Consider the following 20,528-nt stretch of genomic DNA (forward strand, 5'->3'; position numbering starts at 1 on the left):
GTTAACTTCCTAAACGGAAAGTATAACCAAACGAACTAGACGGATTGTTCTACTTTTTTCTCTTTCTTTTCTCCGTCAATGCTGCGAATCGCACCAAAAATAGAAATCGCAGAATAGCCTAATAAAAAGACTCCTGGAATAATAAGAAGCAATGCAGCTCCAGCCTTTGAACTAGCATAATTTAATGCATATCCTGCATAAGGAACTGTAATATCTGCATATTTTCCAATTACATTCTCCGCGCGTACTGGTTCTAAATCAGGACCGTTGTTGTTATCACCTTTTGTTTCATACATTACTTTTCCATTTGTATCTTTCACACCGATAATACGGTGAGTGATAATTTTTTCATCTTTCTCTTTAAAGGTAATCACATCACCTTTTTGATATTTAGAACCATCTTTCGTCGGTTCTATCGCAATGATTGATCCTGTTAAAAACGTCGGTTCCATTGATCCTGATAGCACTGATTTAAATTGATATCCCATCACTGTTGGATCTCCGCCACTCGCTTTTGACGAAATAACTACAAAAGCTAAAAAAACCATTAATGCAAATAAAACAAATGAGATAACGTTGCTAATAATCTTCCAAACGAATTTCATCATCTCTCTCCCTCTCCGTTGTTTTATATTATTTGAAGTATATAATACCCACTTCGTTCTTTAACAAGAACACAACTAAATAATATAACGAACAAAAAATAAATGCAATAAGAAAATTTACAATTATTAGTTATTTATCAGCGAATAGATGAAAACAAAAAAGACTGTGACAAAATCTATTCACAGTCTTTATACTAATAATTTATTTTTCTTCTGATTTCATTCCTTGTGTATTTCGGCGTATCACTACATATAAAATGAAGCCAAATAATACAATGGCACCTATCCCAATACTTATCATTTTCACATTTGATTCTTTTACTTCTGGCTCAACCGTATCTTTTTTAGGCATCGCAAAAGTAACATCTTCTTTAGAAAGAACATTTACCGTCGCAATTGTTTGATTATTTTTTGTAATATCAACTGCACCAACTACCTCACCACGATGAATTCCTTTATGATACAAAGAATTTTTATCTAATGAAGCCGCACGGAAAATCGTCCTCACATTTTTCCCTTCATCTTTCTTAAGCATAAGTTCTGCACTTTGTTCCAGTTCGCTATCAATATCTTTATTTAAATATGTTGTCTTTTGGTGCCAACTATGTTTATCTAGTACAGTTTGCTTCACAAATTGACCAAAAGAATATTCCGCCATCTGCTTCAAATCTTCATAAATTTCAGGTCTTTGAGAAGCCATTACTACATTTATAATACGATTTCCATCCTTCTCATTTAATAAAACGAGTGTATTGCGGGCTTCATTTGTAAAACCCGTCTTACCACCAATGCTATATGGATTTTCAAAATAAGTAGACTTATTAAAAATAGAAACCGTCTGGCTAGATGTCGTAACCGTCGTCCTTTTCGTATTCATCGCTTGTAAAATCTCAGGATACTTTTGTACACCTCTCGTAATCATAGCCATATCATACGGCGTCGTATAATGGTTTGGATCATGCAATCCATTTGGCGTTACAAAGTGGCTATCTGTAGCACCTAATTGCTTCGCTTTCTCATTCATCATATGAGCGAAATTCTCAACACTTCCGCCAATACGCTCCGCAATTGCATACGACACATCATTCGCACTCAGCACCATTAGAATCATAAGCGCAGTATTTCTATTAATCGTCTCACCAGGTTGAAACTCAATTTGATAATTACTCTTCTCCTGATCTAATGCTAATTGTGAAAACGTAAATTGATCCTCTGGCTTCGTATGCTCCATAAGTAAAATCGCTGTTAACACTTTCGTCATACTAGCCGGAAATGCGCGATGATGTGCGTTTTTGTCATACAAAACATCACCAGTTTTCCCATCAATCGTAGCTGCAAACTGACTAAAAACATTTGGTCCTTCCGCAGGTGGTGGTGCCACTTGTTCTGGATTCACTCCAATATTCGTCTCAGCACGTAACGTCATAGGTGTCAAAAAAAATAAACAAATAACGGTAATAAAAGCCAAAATTTTCTTAAAATTTACCATATGACTCTCCCTTTTCACTATACTCTCACAGTTAAAAAACTGAATCTACCAATCTATATGTAATTTGTATTAAATTGGAAGAACTTTCACTGTTTTTTACTATATCATACTTTTACGATGAAGAACATAAATATACAATAAAAAATAAGAAGGAATTACTCTTTCTTATCCTTCTCATCAATCAATGAATCTATTAAATTTTGACTAGCTTCTTCAGGCGTAATCTCATCTGTCATCCCCATAAACGACCAACCTTTAGAATCGACCCACTCAACAAACTCTTGTAAAAACTCATCATGCGTAACATCCACATCAAGAATTGAGCCATTAATCGAAATTGTTCTATTTCTAGATACGCGCATCTTGAACGTTTTTCTTACCATTACAATAATTCTCCCTCTACTTCTGAATATTTATGAAATAATCTTGTATCTCTGTTATACATGATTTTAAGTAAATTGTAAAAAGGATATATTGGCCAATTTGCATATTAAAACTGAAAACCTATCACCCTTCAAAAAGATCAAACGATATGTAAATGATCATAAATGACCTAATAGATCCACATAAAAATAAAACAAATTACATTTTATCACACAAAATACAAATGACTTTCGTACAATGAAATGGAATATACTAGAAGAAACCTTAAAATGAGGAGGAACCCCATGGCGCGTTGTACATATTGTAAAACGAAGTGGACAATAAAAGATGTATGGTCGATACTCGTGACATTCGAAAAAGATTGCCCGTATTGTTTCAGAAGACAATATCTATCAAAGAAAACATTGAACGCTATGCCAGAACTTATAAGCTTACCTTTACATTTCTTATTCCCTTTTCTAGTTGATTTGAGTGATGAGGGGCCTTTGGATTGGTATCGGAAGTCATAACACCTCAGTATCTTCTATTTATTACATATAAAAACATACATACTAATACACCTCTAAAATAAAAACTATTTTCTATTACACTACCTCTTTAAAAACTTACTACACAAAAATATTGTAAATTTTCAGTTAATTATGTATAATTGCTTTAACATAATGATTAAAATTGCAAATACATAATTATTTTTGAAGATCCCGTAGCTCAGCAGGGAGAGCGCCACCTTGACAGGGTGGAGGTCGTGAGTTCGAGCCTCTCCGGGGTCATAAAATACGATGAAATGACGTTCTATCAACGGATAGAGCGTTATTTTTATGCGATGATTTACTCATTGATTTAGCCGACAGGGTTACGGTACACCGCCAAACTGTATGTCGGTATGGAAACCTCCTATTTCGTTATAAAACGGAAAGGGGGTTTTTTGTTTGTCTTCTAATCGTTTGAAAGGTAAACGTATAAAACAAACGCGTACTACTCGTCGTACCTTAGACGATTTACACGTTCTATTTACAACATTCACTCACGTAAAAGAAGCCGAAGGACAAGCGCCTGGTACCTTACGTCAATACCGTGAAAACTTTCATTATTTTATCGAGTATTTAAACGAAAAAGATATAGCGCATAATTTAGTCGCTCTTGATACAGATATAATCCGAAACTATGTCCTTTATATGCGAAATGAAAAAGTTAAATTCGAGGGGCATCGTTTTAAGAAAGAGAAATATATGACGGTTGGTTTGTCGGAATCTACCGTTAATACTAGACTAAAAACTTTACGAGCATTTAGCCGGTATTTATATGAAGAACGAATAATAGACGTAAATCCTTTGCTAAAAGTTAAAAATCTTTACGAACCTTTGGAGGAAACCGAAACGTTATCTTTAGTTGAAGTAAAACAACTACTAAACGCACCTGACAAAAGAAAATTTAGCGATTTTAGGGACTTCGTATTAATGAACGTTTTACTAGATGGAATGCTACGGATTAGCGAGGCTTTAACGTTAACTATTAACGATATCGATTTTGAGAATAACGTTATACATGTAAGAGGACGGAATGCAAAGAGTAGAAAATATCGGATAGTCCCAATACAGAAACAGACGAGCAAACTTATTATCGAGTTGATAACGGAGAATAAAGTTGATTTCGATAGTGAGTATATATTCTTAACCAACTACGGCGAACCAATCGATAAGGACCACTTTAATAAGCATTTAAAGTCATTCGCTAAGAGAGCGGGAATAAAGAAAAACGTACACCCGCACTTATTCAGACATACGAGTGCTACCGCTGCATTAGAGTCAGGCATGGATTTACGCCATTTACAACTCATATTAGGTCACAGTGATTTACGGATGGTTATGCGATACACTCATCTATCAAAACAATCGCTAGTAGATCAGCAGAATCAACATTGGATAATTAAACAGGTCGTTGCACCTTTAAATAGAAATCGGAAAACTAATAGAACTCATTTTTAAGACAAAAAAATAGAGCATCCGCCAAGACCGCATATAAGCATACAAACCCACAACATCGGAATTAAATTCAGGTAATAACGTGTATAGTCTCACCAGCGAATTCGATACACGTGAAAAACCGGTAGGATCGCCGAAATGTTTTTTAAGTGTATCTTCCGCTAGGATATCTGCATCTTCAGTTTCTTTTTCCATACAAACGTCCTCCTTCGTAATTTTTACCGCCTATACTTATTAGGACGCGGGCGGGTCCTTCGTCGCGCATTTTCCGATTAAATAAACGTAAAAAAGAACGTGTGTAGGCCGCACGCTCTTTACTCGTTCTATATATAAAATTGCCGTCATCGTTTTCGTCTTACCTTGCCCGAGTTTGTTTTCCGACCAGTTGCCGCTGGTTTAATTCTGTCTCTCTAGTACCTCTTCAATAAATTCTGCGGCGCTCATTTCGTGTATATTTACGATTGTCGCTCTGCAATAAATTTTGACTGTTCTATAACTATCCGTATCATAAATCGTTAAATCTTTTTTACCGCGTTCGCACAAAGGTATTTCTCGGAATTATTGCCTTTTAGACTCTAAAAAAAATTCCCCAACAAAGGTTCTCTATCAATACGGAATTTTATACTAATATGGTATAATTTTCATTGTTTATTAAGTATAGAAAGGATTCAAGTAATGGGAAAATTCCAAAGTAATTTACAAACAGCAACACAAATTGCTACGAAAATGGGATTAGCCTCTGACAGGCTTCAAAGTGCAACAAGTCGTTCTATAACAAAGGCGACGCGTACAACACTATCTGTTAATTCCAAAGCACAAGAAGCGAATCAACAGGTTTTAGATTTAACGAAACAATTTTCTGCTGCTTTTCAACAAGCGATTGATAATATTCATTCGGTAGCTAACGATTTTGAGAGAATGGATAACGAACTTCAAAATATTTTTCGCTAATGTAATAACCTACGTAAAGTAAAACGGTAATAGTATACTTGGACGATATGTCGAAAGAGGATCAAATGGTGCTTTAGATGTGGAAAATGCTGTGATTGTTTTGAAAAAAGATAACCAAGGAAGTTTTATTATTACAGGATATCCAGAAAAGTAGAGGAGAATTTGTATGGAAAATAAATATAGCCATTATGAAGAATTAGGTGATTTCTTAGCAGGAACATTTCACCAAGATATTGAATCACCTGAGGAAGCTCTTAATGAATTTATAATGGAAGTTACTAAAATATGTATCGAAAATACTAAAAATGATATACTTTTGTTTTTAAACAGTAATCTAACTGATAGTGAAAAAGAGGAATTTATTAAATATAATGCTTACATTTATTTCCCTGCATTAAACTTAACAGCTATAGAATGGTTACAGCAGACCCTTGAAATACTAAAAGAAGCTATAAAAAGTAAAGAATAAAAACTAAACAAAGCCGACTCAGCTTGATATGAGTCGGCTTTACTATTACTTCACACTCACATACGCATCACTAGCCGTAATGTAGTACGTAGTTCCTTTCAAATTACTAATTAGAGTCGGTATTTTACGTTTTAAAGCCGTTTTCCCTAGAGAATTGTCTAGGAATTTAGCGGTATGTATTCGGAATAGTAGTAATACATAAGAAAGGTTTATAGTCCGTAAAACGTAGAGTATTATCTAGTGATTTAGACCCGAAGTTTTAAATTCTGCACGGATTTTGCGGGCACCTGGCAAAACTTTTTTATTTTTGATAGCCCCGGGGGGTAAAAAAGAAGCCGGTATTATTTTACCGACTATAATTTAAACGTTTTTAATTTGCCTTCAATTTGTTCTTCCGTAATTCCAATGTAATGTAACGTTATCGAAGGATGACTATGATTTAATATCTTTTGCAACTCCGCTACATCTTTGTGTTGTTTATAGTACCAATATCCGAATGATTTCCTTAGCGAATGATTGCCTACGCTTTCTACTCCTGCAAAATCTGCCGCTTTATTTAACTGACGATATGCTTGTGTCGGTGAGATTGCTTTGTCTCCTTTGCGTGATGGAAACAACCACTCACTATCTAACGTGGCTATGTACTCTTGTACCTCATCGTATACTGAATCTAGGTAGATAGTACGTTTCTTTTGCGTCTTACCTTCTTTAACGATAGCTTTTCGTTTCTCCTTTACGTCCAATACCTTTAGCTTTAGTAGATCACCTACACGTAATCCCGTATTAATACCGATCAAGAATAGTATGTAATCTCTTTCGCTACAGTGCCTACATAATGCCCACTTCATGTTATCGATTTGTTCTAAATCTCGAATCGGTTGTACGTCCTTCAATTGATTCATACCAAGTACCCCTTTCACGAAGACAGTAATATCAGCATTTTGAATGTACGATTTTTTAGATGAATCTATTTTACCGATGATATCTCGAAACGTCAATAGAATAAATGAAATGAATGTACGTTTTTATCTAGAATATCTCCCTCTTCACACAGTTGTAAAATTTGATTGTATACTTTGTCATCTAGTTCCAATTCTCTTTACCTCCAATTATTTTTTAGTTGGTGGCAAATATCTCTCACCTAATTTAGCACCTGCTGATCTATTTAAACTAAAATGAGATAATTCTCTATCTCCATATAAATAGCAAAAGAAAAACCAGCAACTTTAAAATTACTGGCTTATCTCTTATTCATATTCGAAAAAACAATTACAATTGCTCCAAGTACATAATGCCCCGCTACCATCCACATACTCCGATCAAAGATCATAAGCGATAACCAAAGCGATATATTAATAGCAGCAAATAATACATATAAAATGAAGTCTCTTTTTTGTAGCGCCTCTCTATTCATCAAAATATAAATTGCACCGATAGGAGGCAGGATGAAGCAAAGGAAAAAAACAAACATTTTTCTTAACGACCATGGATATGAAGTTACTGTCTGCATATGAGTCTCCTTTTCACTTTATAGTACATGTAACATCGGTCTTACTATTCTATATTCGTCACTATAAGGCTCCTTTATGATTAAAGGGGAGTGAGGACCTTTTTCTTCTTCTATCACTGTGAATAGTTCTGTTTTTTCTTGTAATATATTGGATTCACTATTTTTAGTAGGTTTTTTACTTGTTTCAAGTTTCTTTGTTACTTCTCCGAGCCTTTGCCCAACTTCTTCTGCTTTGGCAGGTTCATTCGTTACGTAGTATTTCTGGCCCTCCCATACTAACATAGGTGGCACTTGTTCTCGTTTGTTACATATTATATAAGTAATACTAGCTATAAGTAGTAGGCATGTTAATAAAAAGAAGATAGTTTTTTTATTCATATACTATTCTCCCTATCTATCATTTTATTAAATTATATAATATCGATTATATGTAGTAAATGGATTATATGGGAAATTTCGGATTTTAAACCAAAAAGAAAAACCTTACTACAGTAAGGTTCCATTTTTAAATTCTATAGTGACTGATTTATTAAAACGATCATTACGATAATCGCTATAAACATAACAACTAAACAGCCGATCATTTTATAAAAGCCTCTTTTCGTTAACGTCCCACCTTGAACGTCTTTACGAATAAATAAGAATACGGCTAAAAATAATACAAGCCCCATTCCAAAAGCATACAACATTTGCATATGTTAATCTTCCTTTCTCTCTTCCATCTTAATATCTTTTCGCTAAAACAACAAATGAGATAAAAACTGTACTCATCGTAAGTGCCATTAGTATATTCAATAATTCAGTAGCAGATAGTGTAAGTATTTTTAAGTTTAGACCGATAGAGAAAAGAAGATAATATGCTGTTAATGCAAAAAAGGTCACGAACATTCCTTTATAACGAATGAGCTTCATTCGCTCGTCTTTTTCTTTAAATTGTGGGTGCAAGTAACTTAGACAGAAACTCATAATCATCATCCCAATCAATGGATACGTTATAGCTGGCGGTGCAGAATGCGTCATTATGCCTGTTAATATCATAAATCCACCCATAAACAGAAAAATAATTCCCATAATAACGAAATACTTTTGTGAATAGTTCATTTTTACTCCCCCTCTTCTTTTCCTTCATAAATAAATACATGTTCTATCGTTGTCTGAAATGTTTTCGCTATTTCAAATGCTAACGGAAGTGATGGATCGTATTTTCCTTTTTCAATTGAAATGATAGTTTGTCTGGAAACTCCAAGTTTCTCAGCCAATTTTTCTTGAGATAGTCCAAATTTTTTTCGGTATTCGACCATTTTATTTTCCAAGGAAATTTCCCCCTCCTCCCATATACTGAGTATATATGTAAAGGAAACTTTACGTCAAGTTTCCTTTACGTATGTTTTAGTTTGTTCCACTCCATTTATATAGAAGAAACTTTTTCAATTTCAGCACGTCTATTTTGTAATGAAACATGGGACAATGTATATATCCGTTACTATATCTCTTCCCCGTTTCTGTGAAAATTTAATATCCCCCTATTTGTTTTATCCTTTTAAAATATTTCATTTTCATCTTTATTCAGCAAAATCCATTGTTTGTTTTGCGGTGTTTTTCGGCATATTTATAGAAACTAACTGTTTATGAAGCATTTTTTATGTTTAACCACTTTTTTTGTAGAAATCCTTCACTTTCCTTTCAATATTTAACACTATCTAAATAAAGTTTACGATAAATTCATAATTTTTTATTTTTTATACTATATTCCGTTATATTGTTGTATAATATCAATGAAAGCGCTTATTATTTCAATATACATAATTCGAACTTATTTTTATCGAAACATTCTTACTATTATACTTATATTTACATGCAACAATTTTAGTTATTCGTATAGGTATACCAAATATATCCACCCCATTTTTCTGTAAAATTACTTTATAACATGAAAGATTAACTTGGGTGATAAGTTATTGTGAATGTTTTTTTACAAAACAGATAAGTAATAGTGTTTGGTATTATGTAAATTATTGTAATAACATAAGAGTAAAGAAAACATTTACATTGATTATTGATTCATCAATTATTGAAAAGAGCAAAATGCACCTTTTGTAAGGAAAAGGATTATATGCATTGGGAGGTTTAAACAAATGACGAGGAAGAATACAACGACAAACCCTTGGGCCAAGTTCCACGGTCCGAACCTTGGTTATGTGATTGAACAGTATGATCTTTACGTAACTGGAGCAGGTTCTGTTGATCCGGAATTACAAGAGCTTTTTGAAATTTTTGGAGCTCCTTCGTTTCAAGATGATGTCGTAACAGGGGACAACACAGCAACACATTTTTCTCCTCAAAACACAGGGAACATTGAAAAAATTCTTAAAGTCGTTCAACTTGTGGAACAGATTCGTTCTTTCGGGCATACGTTGGCTCACATCAACCCGATGGAAGATGCTGCAAATGGACAATCTCTTCTTGAGAAAGCAATGAACGAACTGAGCGATGCTGATTTGAAAGCAATTCCAGCTAAAACAGTATGGCAAGATGCACCAGAAGGTATTCACACTGCACTTGATGTAATTCATAGATTAAAAGACGTTTATACAAAATCTTTAGCTTATGAATTTTCTCATATACAAGATAGTGAAGAACGCGCGTGGTTGCATCAAATGGTGGAATCAAATTCATTGCGTCAACCACTATCAAATAAAAAACGAACTGCTCTTTTAAAACGTTTAACAGCTGTTGAAGGTTTCGAGCAATTCTTGCATAAAACATTCGTTGGGCAAAAGCGTTTCTCTATCGAGGGCGTTGATATGCTTGTACCCGTTCTAGATGAAATTGTTCTAGAAGGTGCCAAGGGCGGCGTTGAAGATGTCATGATTGGTATGGCTCACCGCGGTCGTCTAAGCGTACTTGCACACGTATTAGAAAAACCATATAGTCACATGTTTGCTGAGTTCAAACATGCAAAAATAGAAGGCGCAGTGGCAAACTCTGGCTGGACTGGCGACGTAAAATACCACTTAGGTAGAGAACAAGTCGTTAGTAACGAAGAAGTTAGCACTCGCGTTACATTAGCAAATAACCCGAGTCACCTTGAGTTCGTTAACCCTGTTGTGGAAGGTTTCGCACGTGCGGCTCAAGAGAATCGTAAAAAATCTGGTCTTCCAGAACAAGATACTTCAAAATCATTCGTAATTTTAGTTCATGGTGATGCTGCATTCCCTGGTCAAGGTATTGTATCTGAAACATTGAACTTAAGCAGATTGAACGCGTACCAAACAGGCGGAACAATCCATGTTATCGCTAACAATGCAGTTGGTTTTACGACTGATAGCTATGATTCTCGTTCTACAAAATATTCAAGTGACCTTGCAAAAGGTTTCGATATTCCGATCGTTCACGTGAACGCTGATGATCCGGAAGCTTGTCTTGCTGCTGCTAACTTGGCTATCCAATATCGCATGTTGTTCAAAAAAGATTTCTTAATCGATTTAATTGGTTACCGCCGCTACGGTCATAATGAAATGGATGACCCAGCAGTTACACAACCACAAGTATACAAAAAGATTAAAAATCACCCAACTGTAAGAGCAATTTATGCAGATCAATTACAAGCTGCTGGCGTTCTAAATGCAGATGAGGTTGAAACAATTACACAGTTTATACAAGAGCAATTAAAATCTGACTATGCACAAGTACCGCCAGCTGATACGAGCGATGCAACAATTCACGTTAAAGTGCCAGATGTTGTTGCAAAAGGCATTCAACCAATTGATACTGGTGTTGAGATTGACTCACTTCGTGCAATTAATGAAGGTTTACTATCTTGGCCAGAAGGCTTTAACGTATATCCGAAAGTGAAGAAAATTCTTGAACGCCGTAAAGATGCTCTTGAAGAGAACGGTAAAATTGAATGGGCACTTGCTGAGTCATTAGCATTCGCTTCTATTTTACAAGAAGGTACGCCAATTCGTTTAACTGGTCAAGATTCACAGCGTGGTACATTCGCACACCGTCATATCGTATTACACGATACTGATACAAATGAAACATATTCACCATTACATCGCTTACCGAACATTAATGCTTCATTCTCTGTTCATAACAGTCCGTTATCAGAAGCTGCTGTTGTTGGTTACGAGTATGGTTATAACGTATTCGCTCCAGAAACTCTTGTTATGTGGGAAGCGCAATATGGTGACTTCTCAAATACTGCGCAAGCATTATTTGATCAATATGTTTCAGCAGGAAGAGCAAAATGGGGTCAAAAATCTGGTTTAGTTCTTCTATTACCACACGGTTATGAAGGTCAAGGACCAGAGCACTCTAGTGCACGTCCAGAGCGTTTCTTACAGTTAGCTGCTGAGAATAACTGGACAGTTGCAAACTTAACGAGTGCGGCACAATACTTCCATATTTTACGTCGTCAAGCATCTATCTTAGGAACAGAAGCTGTTCGACCATTAGTATTGATGACGCCGAAGAGTTTATTACGTCACCCACTTACGCTTTCAACTGCTAGTCAGTTAAGCGAAGGACGTTTCCAACCTGCTCTAGAACAAGAAAACCTTGGTACAAAACCAACTAAAGTAAAACGTCTTGTTTTAAGCACAGGTAAAATGGCGATTGACTTAGCAGCAGAAATTGAGTCTGGTAAACATGAGTACAACTTAGATGAAGTTCATGTCGTTCGTATTGAACAGCTGTACCCATTCCCTGCTGAGAAAGTTCAATCTATTATTAAACGCTTTAAAAACTTAGAAGAAATTATTTGGGTTCAAGAGGAACCTCGTAATATGGGCGCATGGCATTATATGGCTCCAATTCTGTTTGAACTTGCTGGAGATAAAGTGAAGACAGGTTACATTGGACGCCCAGATCGCTCTAGTCCATCTGGCGGCGATCCATTCGCTCACAAAGCTGAGCAAGAACTAATTGTTGCACACGCTTTAGATGTGAAGTATAACTTCCGTCAAGATAAACAAGAAATTGAAGTTTTCAGCAACTGAAAATAACAATGAATGTTTCTAGCTTGTTCTTGGGCAGATATTCTGCCCAAGGTCAGGCTAACAAATGGAGATTACCGAAGACAAAAGAAGAAAAAACACACCGTTAGGCAAATAAGGGGAGGACATTTAAAATGATCGAAATTAAAGTACCTGAGCTTGCAGAATCTATTACTGAAGGAACTATCTCACAATGGCTTATCAACGTAGGCGACAAAGTTGAGAAAGGCGGCAGCGTTGTTGAGCTTGAAACTGATAAAGTCAATGTAGAAATCATTGCAGAAGATTCAGGTATTGTATCGAAGTTACTAGGCGAACCTGGGGATACAGTTGAAGTTGGCGCAACTATCGCAATTTTAGATGCAAACGGAGCACCAGTTGCAGTAAGTACACCTGCACCACCTGCTGAGCAACCAAAACAAGAAACGGCTGCTGAAGCACCGAAAGCTGCGGCACCAAATGCTGAGCAAACTGCAACTTTACAAGGTTTACCAAATACGAACCGTCCTATCGCATCACCAGCTGCTAGAAAAATGGCTCGTGAATTAGGAATCGACTTAAACGACGTACGTAGCACAGATCCACTTGGACGTGTGAGACCACACGATGTACAAGCTCATGCTGCAGCACCAAAAGAAGCACCAGCTGCTCCAAAAAGTCCAGCTCCTGCTCCAGTTGCAAAAACGGAATTCGAAAAACCAGTTGAGCGTGTGAAAATGTCCCGCCGCCGTCAAACAATTGCAAAACGTCTTGTAGAAGTTCAACAAACATCTGCAATGTTAACAACATTTAACGAAGTTGATATGACTGCAATCATGGAATTACGTAAAGAGCGTAAAGATGCTTTCGAGAAAAAACATGATGTACGTCTTGGCTTTATGTCATTCTTCACAAAAGCAGTTGTTGCAGCATTAAAACAATTCCCATTATTAAATGCTGAAATTCAAGGCGATGAGCTTATCATTAAAAAATTCTATGATATCGGTATTGCAGTAGCAGCTCCAGATGGATTAGTTGTTCCAGTTGTACGCGATGCTAACCAATTAAACTTCGCTGAAATCGAAAGTGAAATTCGTAATTTAGGTATGAAAGCACGCGATAACAAACTTTCATTAAAAGAACTACAAGGTGGTACATTTACAATTACAAACGGTGGGGTATTCGGTTCTCTAATGTCAACACCAATCCTAAACAGCCCACAAGTTGGTATTTTAGGAATGCATAAAATCCAAGTACGTCCAGTTGCAATTGATGCAGAACGTATGGAAAACCGCCCGATGATGTACCTTGCACTATCTTACGATCACCGTATTGTTGATGGTAAAGAAGCAGTTAGCTTCCTTGTTGCTGTTAAAGATATGCTTGAAGATCCAAAATCATTATTATTAGAAGGTTGATAGATTAATAATCTATTACAGGCTGTAGAATGAATCATTCTACAGCCTTTTTTTATTGCGTTCATACGGGACAAATTGCATGACATAAGCTAATAATGTATGCCTAAAACGTAAGGAGGATTAAAATGAGTAACCTTCCAATTCATGCAAAACTGAAAGCAAATAAGGATACTTTCTTTCTTCCCGACTCAAACGGTGGTGTCTATTTTCGAAATAACGCCAGTTCATTCCGCATGGACGGTGATGGAATTTATAACTGGATTGAAAAACTAATGCCGATGTTTAACGGTAATTATTCTTTAGCAGAAATAACAGATGGTCTCCCTCTCCCCTATCAAAATCGTGTATTTGAAATTGGAGAGCTTTTATATGAAAATGGTTTCGTTCGTGATATAAGTCAAGATGCCCCTCATGAATTGAATAGCGCATTACTTGATAGATACGCTTCACAAATTGAATTTTTAGAAGCTGATTCTCATTCAGGCGCTCTAAAATTTGAAACATATCGTGCGACAAACGTCCTTATAATTGGTTCTGGAGATATGCTTACTTCCTTAGCTTCTTCTTTATTAGAATCCGGATTACCTACCTTTCATTACCTTGTCACAGATTATACGGAAACAAATTACGACCGCATTCATGAGCTGGTAGAACTTGCATATGAAGTTGATGATCATGTTCTTGTTCAAGAAATAAATACGACAATTGATCGTCCCCTGCATGAAGTGTTCGAGCCTTTCGACTGGATTTTGTACGTTTCCCAAAATGGAGATATTGAAGGCCTAAGAGCAGTTCACACGATTTGCAAGGAAGCAGGAAAGAACTTCATACCAGCCGTCTGTTTATCAACAATTGGTATAGCTGGCCCTGTCGTAATGACAAATCGTGAAGAATGCTGGGAATCCGCATGGCATCGGCTACATGAAACGACTTTACAAAATGAACATTCATCAGCATCATTTTCAGCAGTTACATCAGCAATGTTAGCAAATATAATCGTATTTGAATTATTTAAGCATGTCGCTGATGATTCTTACCGAAAAAAAGAACCGCAATTCTTTTTATTAAATTATGAAACACTCGAAGGAACATGGCATCCTTTTATAAAACACCCTCTTGCAACTGATGAAAGTTTTACAATTGATACGATAGAAAATCTTTCTGAACAACTTGAGCATCGGTCCAACCAACATACCTCAACTGATTTATTCCGTTTTTTCGATTCATTAACTTCTAAAGAAGCCGGTATATTCCATCTATGGGATGAACAAGATTTATATCAATTACCGTTATCACAATGCAATATTCAAGTGGCTACTCCACTAACAGATGGTCCTGCTTCCCTCCTGCCTCTTATGACTTGCGCTGGTTTGACTCATAATGAAGCGCGCCGAGAAGCTGGTTTAGCAGGAATTGAAACATATGTAGCGGAAATTATGCACCGCCTTATTCCTGAACATAACGATATCGGTATCGGTGCTGGAGAAACGATGACAGAAGGTGTATACCGGGCGCTACAACAACATTTAAATAACAAATTGTATGAACGGCATTCACATATGTTAGAAGAAATTACAACAATCGACTTAACCGAAATTCATGATAAGCATTGTAGATTTTATTACGATGCCCTCTCTACAATTCATGAAACACCTAAAATTGCGATGAGTGAAGAAATTCTCAGCTTTCCAGTCGTTTGGGTCGGTATAAATGATCGATGGTACGGTGCATCTAATATTAATATGACGTTAGCACTACGAAACGCATTACAACTATCACTTCTTCATATTCAAAACGAAGAGACTCCTTATAGAGCTAATATCTTGCCTGAATCATCAATTATTTTATATGACACTGATTCTTTTAGAGTTGAAATACAAGAGGAAAAAGAAATTCCAGGCGTGCAATCTTTACAGCTTGCCTTGCAACATTTAGAAGAACATAATTTTTATCCATTCGTGTTTGATTTAGCAATTGAATCATTTTTGAAAGAAAACTTAGATGGTGTGTACGGGGTATTAATTGCAAAGGAGGACGGTCTATGACTCAAAATATTTTGCTTATAGGAGATGGCCTTCTTGCCGACTATGTAAACGATCAATTATGCAAACAATATTCCATCATTCGCCAACATACAATTACAGACGGACTCCCTGAAAATATCGACCTCGCTCTCGTATTACATGATGGTTCTCCTTCTGCCATTCATCATGATGCCGAGCTAATGTTTCGGTCAAATCATATTCCATGGCTACGTGCATTCACTTCATTTGGTGAAGGTATTATCGGTCCTTACATTCATCCTCTTACAACTGGCTGTTCCAACTGCTCTGATGGACGCCGCTTTATCGCCGGCTTTGATCAACAAGAAATGTGGGAACTACAGCGGAAATATACGTTAAAGGCAGATAATGTAACAAGGCGTGATGTACGTGCCACCCAAAATGGTATGTTACAAATGTGCCATCTTATTCGTGCAGAAACAGAGAAGATCTTAACTCATAACCATTCTTCTTTAGAAAATGAACTCATTTTACTAAACTTACAAACACTGCAATGTACGCGGCATTCTTTTCTTCCAGATCCCCTCTGCCCTGTATGTAGCAATTTGCCTGATGATACGGCAGATGCAGCATCGATTTCATTACAACCGAGCTTAAAAACAAGTGATGCAGCGTATCGTTGTCGTTCGATTCATGAGCTAAATACATTTTTAACGAGAGATTATTTAGATTATCGGGTCGGTATGTTGAACGGAAAAATGCAGCATTCTTTATTACCGTTTGCTGACGTTATTATAAACATGCCGTTAATGTTTGGAAATGAAGGGGTTGCAGGTCGAACTCATTCATTTGCAATGAGTGAAGCAACTGCTATTTTAGAAGGTTTAGAACGATATTGTGGTATGTCACCTCGAGGGAAAAAGACAAATGTACACGGCAGTTTTCGTGAGTTAGAGGATCATGCACTGAATCCCCTCTCACTCGGTGTGCATACAAATGAACATTATAATCGTAATAGTTTTCCGTTTAAGCCGTTTGATCCTGACTACGAACAAAACTGGGTATGGGGATATTCTTTATCACAAAACCGGCCACTTTTAGTTCCTGAATCTGTTGCCTATTATAGCCTTGGTCATCGAGATGCCTTCGTATATGAAACATCAAATGGATGTGCAATTGGTGGTAGTTTAGAAGAAGCAATTTTTCACGGCATTTTAGAAATTGTAGAGCGTGACGCCTTTTTGCTCACTTGGTATGCGGAATTACCTCTTCCTCGCCTTGACCTGAGTTCAGCAAATGATACGGAATTACAATTAATGATTCAGCGGCTGTACACGATTACTGGTTATGAGTTACATGCTTTTAATGCAACGATGGAACACGGCATCCCAAGCCTATGGGTAATTGCGAAAAATACGCGTGCAAATGGAATGAACGTTGTTTGTGCAGGAGGCTCTCATTTAGACCCAGTCCGCGCTTTAAAGAGTGCCATTCATGAAATAGCAGGCATGTTACTTATAACAGACGATGAACTCGAGCAAAAAAGAGAGCACTACGAAAATTGCTTACAAGATCCGTATCTCGTAAATAAAATGGAAGACCATAGTATGCTGTACGGATTGAAAGAAGCAGAAGAACGGCTTCACTTTCTTTTACGTGACGATGCACCTGTGCAAACGTTCCAAGAAATGAACGGGTTGCAATCATTTAATCCTGATTTGACCTCCGATCTTCATCAACTTTTAAACCGGCTGCAGCAATCTGGACTTGAAGTAGTCGTTGTAGATCAAACCGTCTCTCTTATAGATAAGAACGGATTGCATTGTGTAAAGGTCATTATTCCAGGCATGCTACCGATGACGTTCGGTCACCATCTCACTCGTGTTACAGGACTAGATAGAGTGTATACCGTACCGATGACGCTTGGATATAGCGCTGAGCCTTTAACGAATGAACAATTAAATCCACATCCGCACCCGTTTCCATAGTAAAGGAGGGGATTCTATGCAGCTGGATACTTTTTTACATCATCTTCATTTTTCGATCGATGAAATTATGCCGAATCATGAAGTGGACTGGGCAGATGCACCGCTTCCTTATAAATTATATCGAAATGTACCTGCAATTCCTCTCTCTTTAGAAATACCATTATCTTTACCTAACTCTTCTACTACACCTACTTTAAAGGAGATTGGTCATTACCTTTGGCACTCATTTGGTTTAACCCAATTATGTCAGCTCAATAGCGAGAAAATTTTATTCCGAAGATCTATCCCGTCAGGCGGTGCTTTATATCCGAATGAATTGTATATATATTTAAAGATTGACGATTACCCAGACGGTATTTACCATTACGATGCCGCGCATCACCGGCTTGTTTTACTTCGTGAAGGAAATTTCGATTCTTATCTTTCGGAAGCACTTGGCAATCGTTGTAACATACAGTCTTGTTTTGGTGCTGCATTTGTATCCACTATGTTTTGGAAAAACTTCTTTAAATACAATAACTTTTCGTATCGCCTTCAAGGATTGGATAGCGGTGTTCTCATCGGACAATTACTTGAATGTACCAAGCAATTCGGCTACACAAATGGCGTATATTTTCAATTTCTAGACCGTGCAATCAATCATTTACTCGGACTTTCAGAAGACGAAGAAAGCGTGTATGCTGTTGTTCCTTTAAGTACGGAACCGCAAACTGTTTGGTTTCACAATGATTACCGTGGAAATAAAACAATTACTTCTCATGAATTGTTGCAGCAAATTCCGCCGTTAGCACATGAACATTTCGTTCGCTCAAAACATGTAGAGAAATATCCGATGATAACAAAAATAAATGAAGCTTCTATGATCGAATCGACGGCACATTTCCAAACACTACATCATGAAGAGCACTATCAACATAACACGCACGCTGTACAACTGCCGAAAGTAGAGCGGTTATCTTATGATTTCTTACAACTTTGTAAACAACGGTATTCCCCTGACGCTGACTTTACTTTAACGAAATGGGATGCAGCCGAGCTCGCTACTTTACTACAAGAAGCGAGCCTCGCCTTCCCTTATTACAACGATCTTGACGGGAAGTATATAAATGAAAATGCACGCGTCTCATTATATGGATGTATTTATAACGTAAAAGATATAGAAAACGGTGCTTACGCTTATAACAGTAAAACTCATTCCATACAGCCACTTCGATACGGAGACCTTCGTTATCCCCTTCAATCTAGTATGACGATGGATAACGTAAATCTTTTTCAAGTACCGCTCTGCCTACATGCAGTCGGAAAGAAAGATTACTATACACATGCATTAGGCTATAGAGGATACCGTATTCACCAAATGGAAGCTGGCATACTCGTTCATAAACTCGTTTTCGCCGCAACCACGATGGGGATGGGCGGGCATCCATTACTAAGTTTTGATACAAATTCATGCGACCAATTGTATGGGATAGATGCTGGAAATGAAACGTCTCTCATTCAAATTCCTGTTGGAGCGTATCGGGCGCGGAATTGGTTACAAGGAGCTTTGCGGAATTAGAAGCACGCCGGTGAACGGCGTGCTTTTTTACTAGATTAATTTAAAAATACTCTTAATTTGTCTTGCAAATAACCAGTTTTTCGTACCGTAGTTATCATTTAAACTATCTAAATCGATAGATTGTCCGCTAGCAAACTTTAATTCTAGTGTTGTATTTTTATCATTTGTTTTTAAATTACTATGTGTAATAGCATCATACTTTAATTTTTCAATTTCAATATATTCGTCTCTTTCTTGTCCAATTACGACATGGTCTTGGAAAAAGAACAATACTTCTACCTTCTTACCGAAACAAAATACATTTTTCGTATAAATTAATGTCGCATTATCAAGTCCAACGCATACTTCTTTCATCTCTTCAACAACGTTTCCAAAGTTTTCTTCCTGTCTTGCGTTTGATTCAGCAATCCATTCTTCGATTGTTTTCATGTTAATTGCCATACTGTGCCCCCTGGTTCGTTCATTGCTTTATTTAAAAATAAATACTATATGAAAATATAAGCGATAAGTACTATGTTTTCAAGGGTGAAAGATATATTCAAAATAAAGTGAAACTTTAATCAGTGGGGGTTTTCTTCATCACCAACTGATTATCCGCCCTCACCAATCGGGCTTTTAAGGGCCGTTAATTTGGGATAAAGCTACATTTCAAAGTAATATAGTAAGAGCACCTATTTCATTATATTTTAAACGTTTGAACAAGGCACTCTTCATCATCAATTATTTGTTTTCGTTCATCAAATTCAATGTTTAGCTCTCTATATACTTTCTTCCAAAACGTAACAGCTGGTACGTTTTTTATAAGTTCAATAACGAAATATTGTCCTCTTTTCTCTTCTAATACATTTTTAATAACCTTCTTTCCGATTCCTCTTCCCTTATATTGATTCAATATGAAAATATCATTAATACCAAAGTCATTTTCCTTTTTTAAAAATGGACGTTCCAGTAGCAATAAAAACCCTACAATATCATTATCACATTTAATAAAATACGGAGTTATTCCATCATTTACCCAAAACATATGCAAATCTTCGTATTCAAAAAATCCATTTGCCCCCATCGTTATATGAGGAGTAAATGTAGAGAGGTCATGAAGATATAGTGCATACAAATTACGTAATATTTCTTTTTCTGATTCCTGAACTATTTGAAGTGTTACAAACATTTTTAATGATCCCCTTCCCTATAT

The 20,528-nt window shown here is 36.5% G+C and carries 21 protein-coding genes and 1 tRNA gene; 10 read left to right on the forward strand and 12 right to left on the reverse strand.

Going from position 1 to position 20,528, the window contains the following annotated elements; translation table 11 throughout:
* Nucleotides 1–35: 35 nt before the first annotated feature.
* The 3 genes from sipW to QCI44_RS21715 all read right to left on the reverse strand — a co-directional run bounded on the left by sipW (nucleotide 36) and on the right by QCI44_RS21715 (nucleotide 2,477).
* Nucleotides 36–605, reverse strand: a complete 570-nt coding sequence (sipW, locus tag QCI44_RS21705) for a signal peptidase I SipW (protein WP_033659645.1) — start codon at nucleotides 603–605, stop codon at nucleotides 36–38.
* A gap of 202 nt (nucleotides 606–807) precedes the next feature.
* Nucleotides 808–2,094, reverse strand: a complete 1,287-nt coding sequence (locus QCI44_RS21710) for a D-alanyl-D-alanine carboxypeptidase family protein (protein WP_016133932.1) — start codon at nucleotides 2,092–2,094, stop codon at nucleotides 808–810.
* A gap of 155 nt (nucleotides 2,095–2,249) precedes the next feature.
* Nucleotides 2,250–2,477 carry a hypothetical protein gene (locus QCI44_RS21715; RefSeq protein ID WP_000251865.1) on the reverse strand — a complete coding sequence of 76 codons (228 nt, stop codon included), beginning with the start codon at nucleotides 2,475–2,477 and terminating at the stop codon, nucleotides 2,250–2,252.
* A gap of 285 nt (nucleotides 2,478–2,762) precedes the next feature.
* Here QCI44_RS21715 and QCI44_RS21720 point away from each other — a divergent pair, with 285 nt between their 5' ends.
* The 3 genes from QCI44_RS21720 to QCI44_RS21730 all read left to right on the forward strand — a co-directional run bounded on the left by QCI44_RS21720 (nucleotide 2,763) and on the right by QCI44_RS21730 (nucleotide 4,463).
* Nucleotides 2,763–2,987: a hypothetical protein gene (locus tag QCI44_RS21720; protein ID WP_016133931.1), complete on the forward strand. Its 225-nt coding sequence runs from the start codon at nucleotides 2,763–2,765 to the stop codon at nucleotides 2,985–2,987.
* Between the two features lie 188 nt (nucleotides 2,988–3,175).
* Nucleotides 3,176–3,248, forward strand: a tRNA-Val gene (locus QCI44_RS21725).
* A 159-nt stretch (nucleotides 3,249–3,407) separates the two neighbouring features.
* Nucleotides 3,408–4,463, forward strand: a complete 1,056-nt coding sequence (locus tag QCI44_RS21730; RefSeq protein WP_353811438.1) for a tyrosine-type recombinase/integrase — start codon at nucleotides 3,408–3,410, stop codon at nucleotides 4,461–4,463.
* Here QCI44_RS21730 and QCI44_RS21735 read toward each other — a convergent pair.
* Complete coding sequence (locus QCI44_RS21735; RefSeq protein ID WP_016088824.1) at nucleotides 4,425–4,655, reverse strand: hypothetical protein; 231 nt, start codon at nucleotides 4,653–4,655, stop codon at nucleotides 4,425–4,427. The two genes, QCI44_RS21730 and QCI44_RS21735, sit on opposite strands and share 39 nt — an antisense overlap.
* A 480-nt stretch (nucleotides 4,656–5,135) precedes the next feature.
* Between QCI44_RS21735 and QCI44_RS21740 the strand changes: the two genes are divergently transcribed.
* Complete coding sequence (locus tag QCI44_RS21740) at nucleotides 5,136–5,411, forward strand: TIGR04197 family type VII secretion effector (RefSeq protein ID WP_016088825.1); 276 nt, start codon at nucleotides 5,136–5,138, stop codon at nucleotides 5,409–5,411.
* A 166-nt stretch (nucleotides 5,412–5,577) separates the two neighbouring features.
* Entirely contained in the window at nucleotides 5,578–5,880 is a 303-nt protein-coding gene (locus QCI44_RS21745; protein ID WP_016079286.1) for a contact-dependent growth inhibition system immunity protein, read from the forward strand.
* Between the two features lie 353 nt (nucleotides 5,881–6,233).
* Here QCI44_RS21745 and QCI44_RS21750 read toward each other — a convergent pair whose 3' ends face one another.
* The 6 genes from QCI44_RS21750 to QCI44_RS21775 all read right to left on the reverse strand — a co-directional run bounded on the left by QCI44_RS21750 (nucleotide 6,234) and on the right by QCI44_RS21775 (nucleotide 8,703).
* Nucleotides 6,234–6,782: a tyrosine-type recombinase/integrase gene (locus QCI44_RS21750; RefSeq protein WP_353811439.1), complete on the reverse strand. Its 549-nt coding sequence runs from the start codon at nucleotides 6,780–6,782 to the stop codon at nucleotides 6,234–6,236.
* Between the two features lie 338 nt (nucleotides 6,783–7,120).
* Nucleotides 7,121–7,390 carry a hypothetical protein gene (locus QCI44_RS21755; protein WP_001195374.1) on the reverse strand — a complete coding sequence of 90 codons (270 nt, stop codon included), beginning with the start codon at nucleotides 7,388–7,390 and terminating at the stop codon, nucleotides 7,121–7,123.
* 18 nt (nucleotides 7,391–7,408) lie between these two features.
* A complete protein-coding gene (locus tag QCI44_RS21760) occupies nucleotides 7,409–7,768 on the reverse strand; it encodes a hypothetical protein (protein ID WP_016088827.1) in 360 nt (119 codons plus the stop codon).
* Nucleotides 7,769–7,902: 134 nt separating this feature from the next.
* Nucleotides 7,903–8,085: a DUF3976 domain-containing protein gene (locus QCI44_RS21765; RefSeq protein ID WP_016088828.1), complete on the reverse strand. Its 183-nt coding sequence runs from the start codon at nucleotides 8,083–8,085 to the stop codon at nucleotides 7,903–7,905.
* Nucleotides 8,086–8,113: 28 nt separating this feature from the next.
* Nucleotides 8,114–8,491, reverse strand: a complete 378-nt coding sequence (locus QCI44_RS21770) for a hypothetical protein (RefSeq protein WP_016088829.1) — start codon at nucleotides 8,489–8,491, stop codon at nucleotides 8,114–8,116.
* A gap of 2 nt (nucleotides 8,492–8,493) precedes the next feature.
* Nucleotides 8,494–8,703, reverse strand: a complete 210-nt coding sequence (locus QCI44_RS21775; protein WP_000428506.1) for a helix-turn-helix transcriptional regulator — start codon at nucleotides 8,701–8,703, stop codon at nucleotides 8,494–8,496.
* Nucleotides 8,704–9,525: 822 nt separating this feature from the next.
* On the opposite strand from QCI44_RS21775, the gene odhA reads away from it, so the two are divergent.
* The 5 genes from odhA (at nucleotide 9,526) to QCI44_RS21800 (ending at nucleotide 19,336) form a co-directional block, all read left to right on the forward strand.
* Nucleotides 9,526–12,393: a 2-oxoglutarate dehydrogenase E1 component gene (gene odhA, locus QCI44_RS21780; RefSeq protein WP_016088830.1), complete on the forward strand. Its 2,868-nt coding sequence runs from the start codon at nucleotides 9,526–9,528 to the stop codon at nucleotides 12,391–12,393.
* Between the two features lie 131 nt (nucleotides 12,394–12,524).
* Nucleotides 12,525–13,787: a 2-oxoglutarate dehydrogenase complex dihydrolipoyllysine-residue succinyltransferase gene (gene odhB / locus QCI44_RS21785; RefSeq protein ID WP_016088831.1), complete on the forward strand. Its 1,263-nt coding sequence runs from the start codon at nucleotides 12,525–12,527 to the stop codon at nucleotides 13,785–13,787.
* A gap of 125 nt (nucleotides 13,788–13,912) precedes the next feature.
* Complete coding sequence (locus QCI44_RS21790; protein ID WP_353811440.1) at nucleotides 13,913–15,832, forward strand: putative thiazole-containing bacteriocin maturation protein; 1,920 nt, start codon at nucleotides 13,913–13,915, stop codon at nucleotides 15,830–15,832.
* On the forward strand, nucleotides 15,829–17,778 hold the full coding sequence (locus QCI44_RS21795; protein ID WP_016133928.1) for a TOMM precursor leader peptide-binding protein: 1,950 nt from the start codon (nucleotides 15,829–15,831) through the stop codon (nucleotides 17,776–17,778). Before QCI44_RS21790 ends, QCI44_RS21795 begins: the two co-directional genes overlap by 4 nt.
* Nucleotides 17,779–17,794: 16 nt before the next feature.
* Nucleotides 17,795–19,336 (forward strand): SagB family peptide dehydrogenase, encoded by a 1,542-nt coding sequence (locus QCI44_RS21800; RefSeq protein WP_016133927.1) that lies wholly within the window; start codon nucleotides 17,795–17,797, stop codon nucleotides 19,334–19,336.
* A 30-nt stretch (nucleotides 19,337–19,366) separates the two neighbouring features.
* Here QCI44_RS21800 and QCI44_RS21805 read toward each other — a convergent pair whose 3' ends face one another.
* Nucleotides 19,367–19,777: a DUF3908 family protein gene (locus QCI44_RS21805; RefSeq protein ID WP_016133926.1), complete on the reverse strand. Its 411-nt coding sequence runs from the start codon at nucleotides 19,775–19,777 to the stop codon at nucleotides 19,367–19,369.
* A gap of 238 nt (nucleotides 19,778–20,015) precedes the next feature.
* Complete coding sequence (locus QCI44_RS21810; protein ID WP_016133925.1) at nucleotides 20,016–20,504, reverse strand: GNAT family N-acetyltransferase; 489 nt, start codon at nucleotides 20,502–20,504, stop codon at nucleotides 20,016–20,018.
* Nucleotides 20,505–20,528: the final 24 nt, after the last annotated feature.

This window comes from Bacillus cereus group sp. RP37, from assembly GCF_040459695.1.
In the GTDB taxonomy this organism is placed as follows: domain Bacteria; phylum Bacillota; class Bacilli; order Bacillales; family Bacillaceae_G; genus Bacillus_A.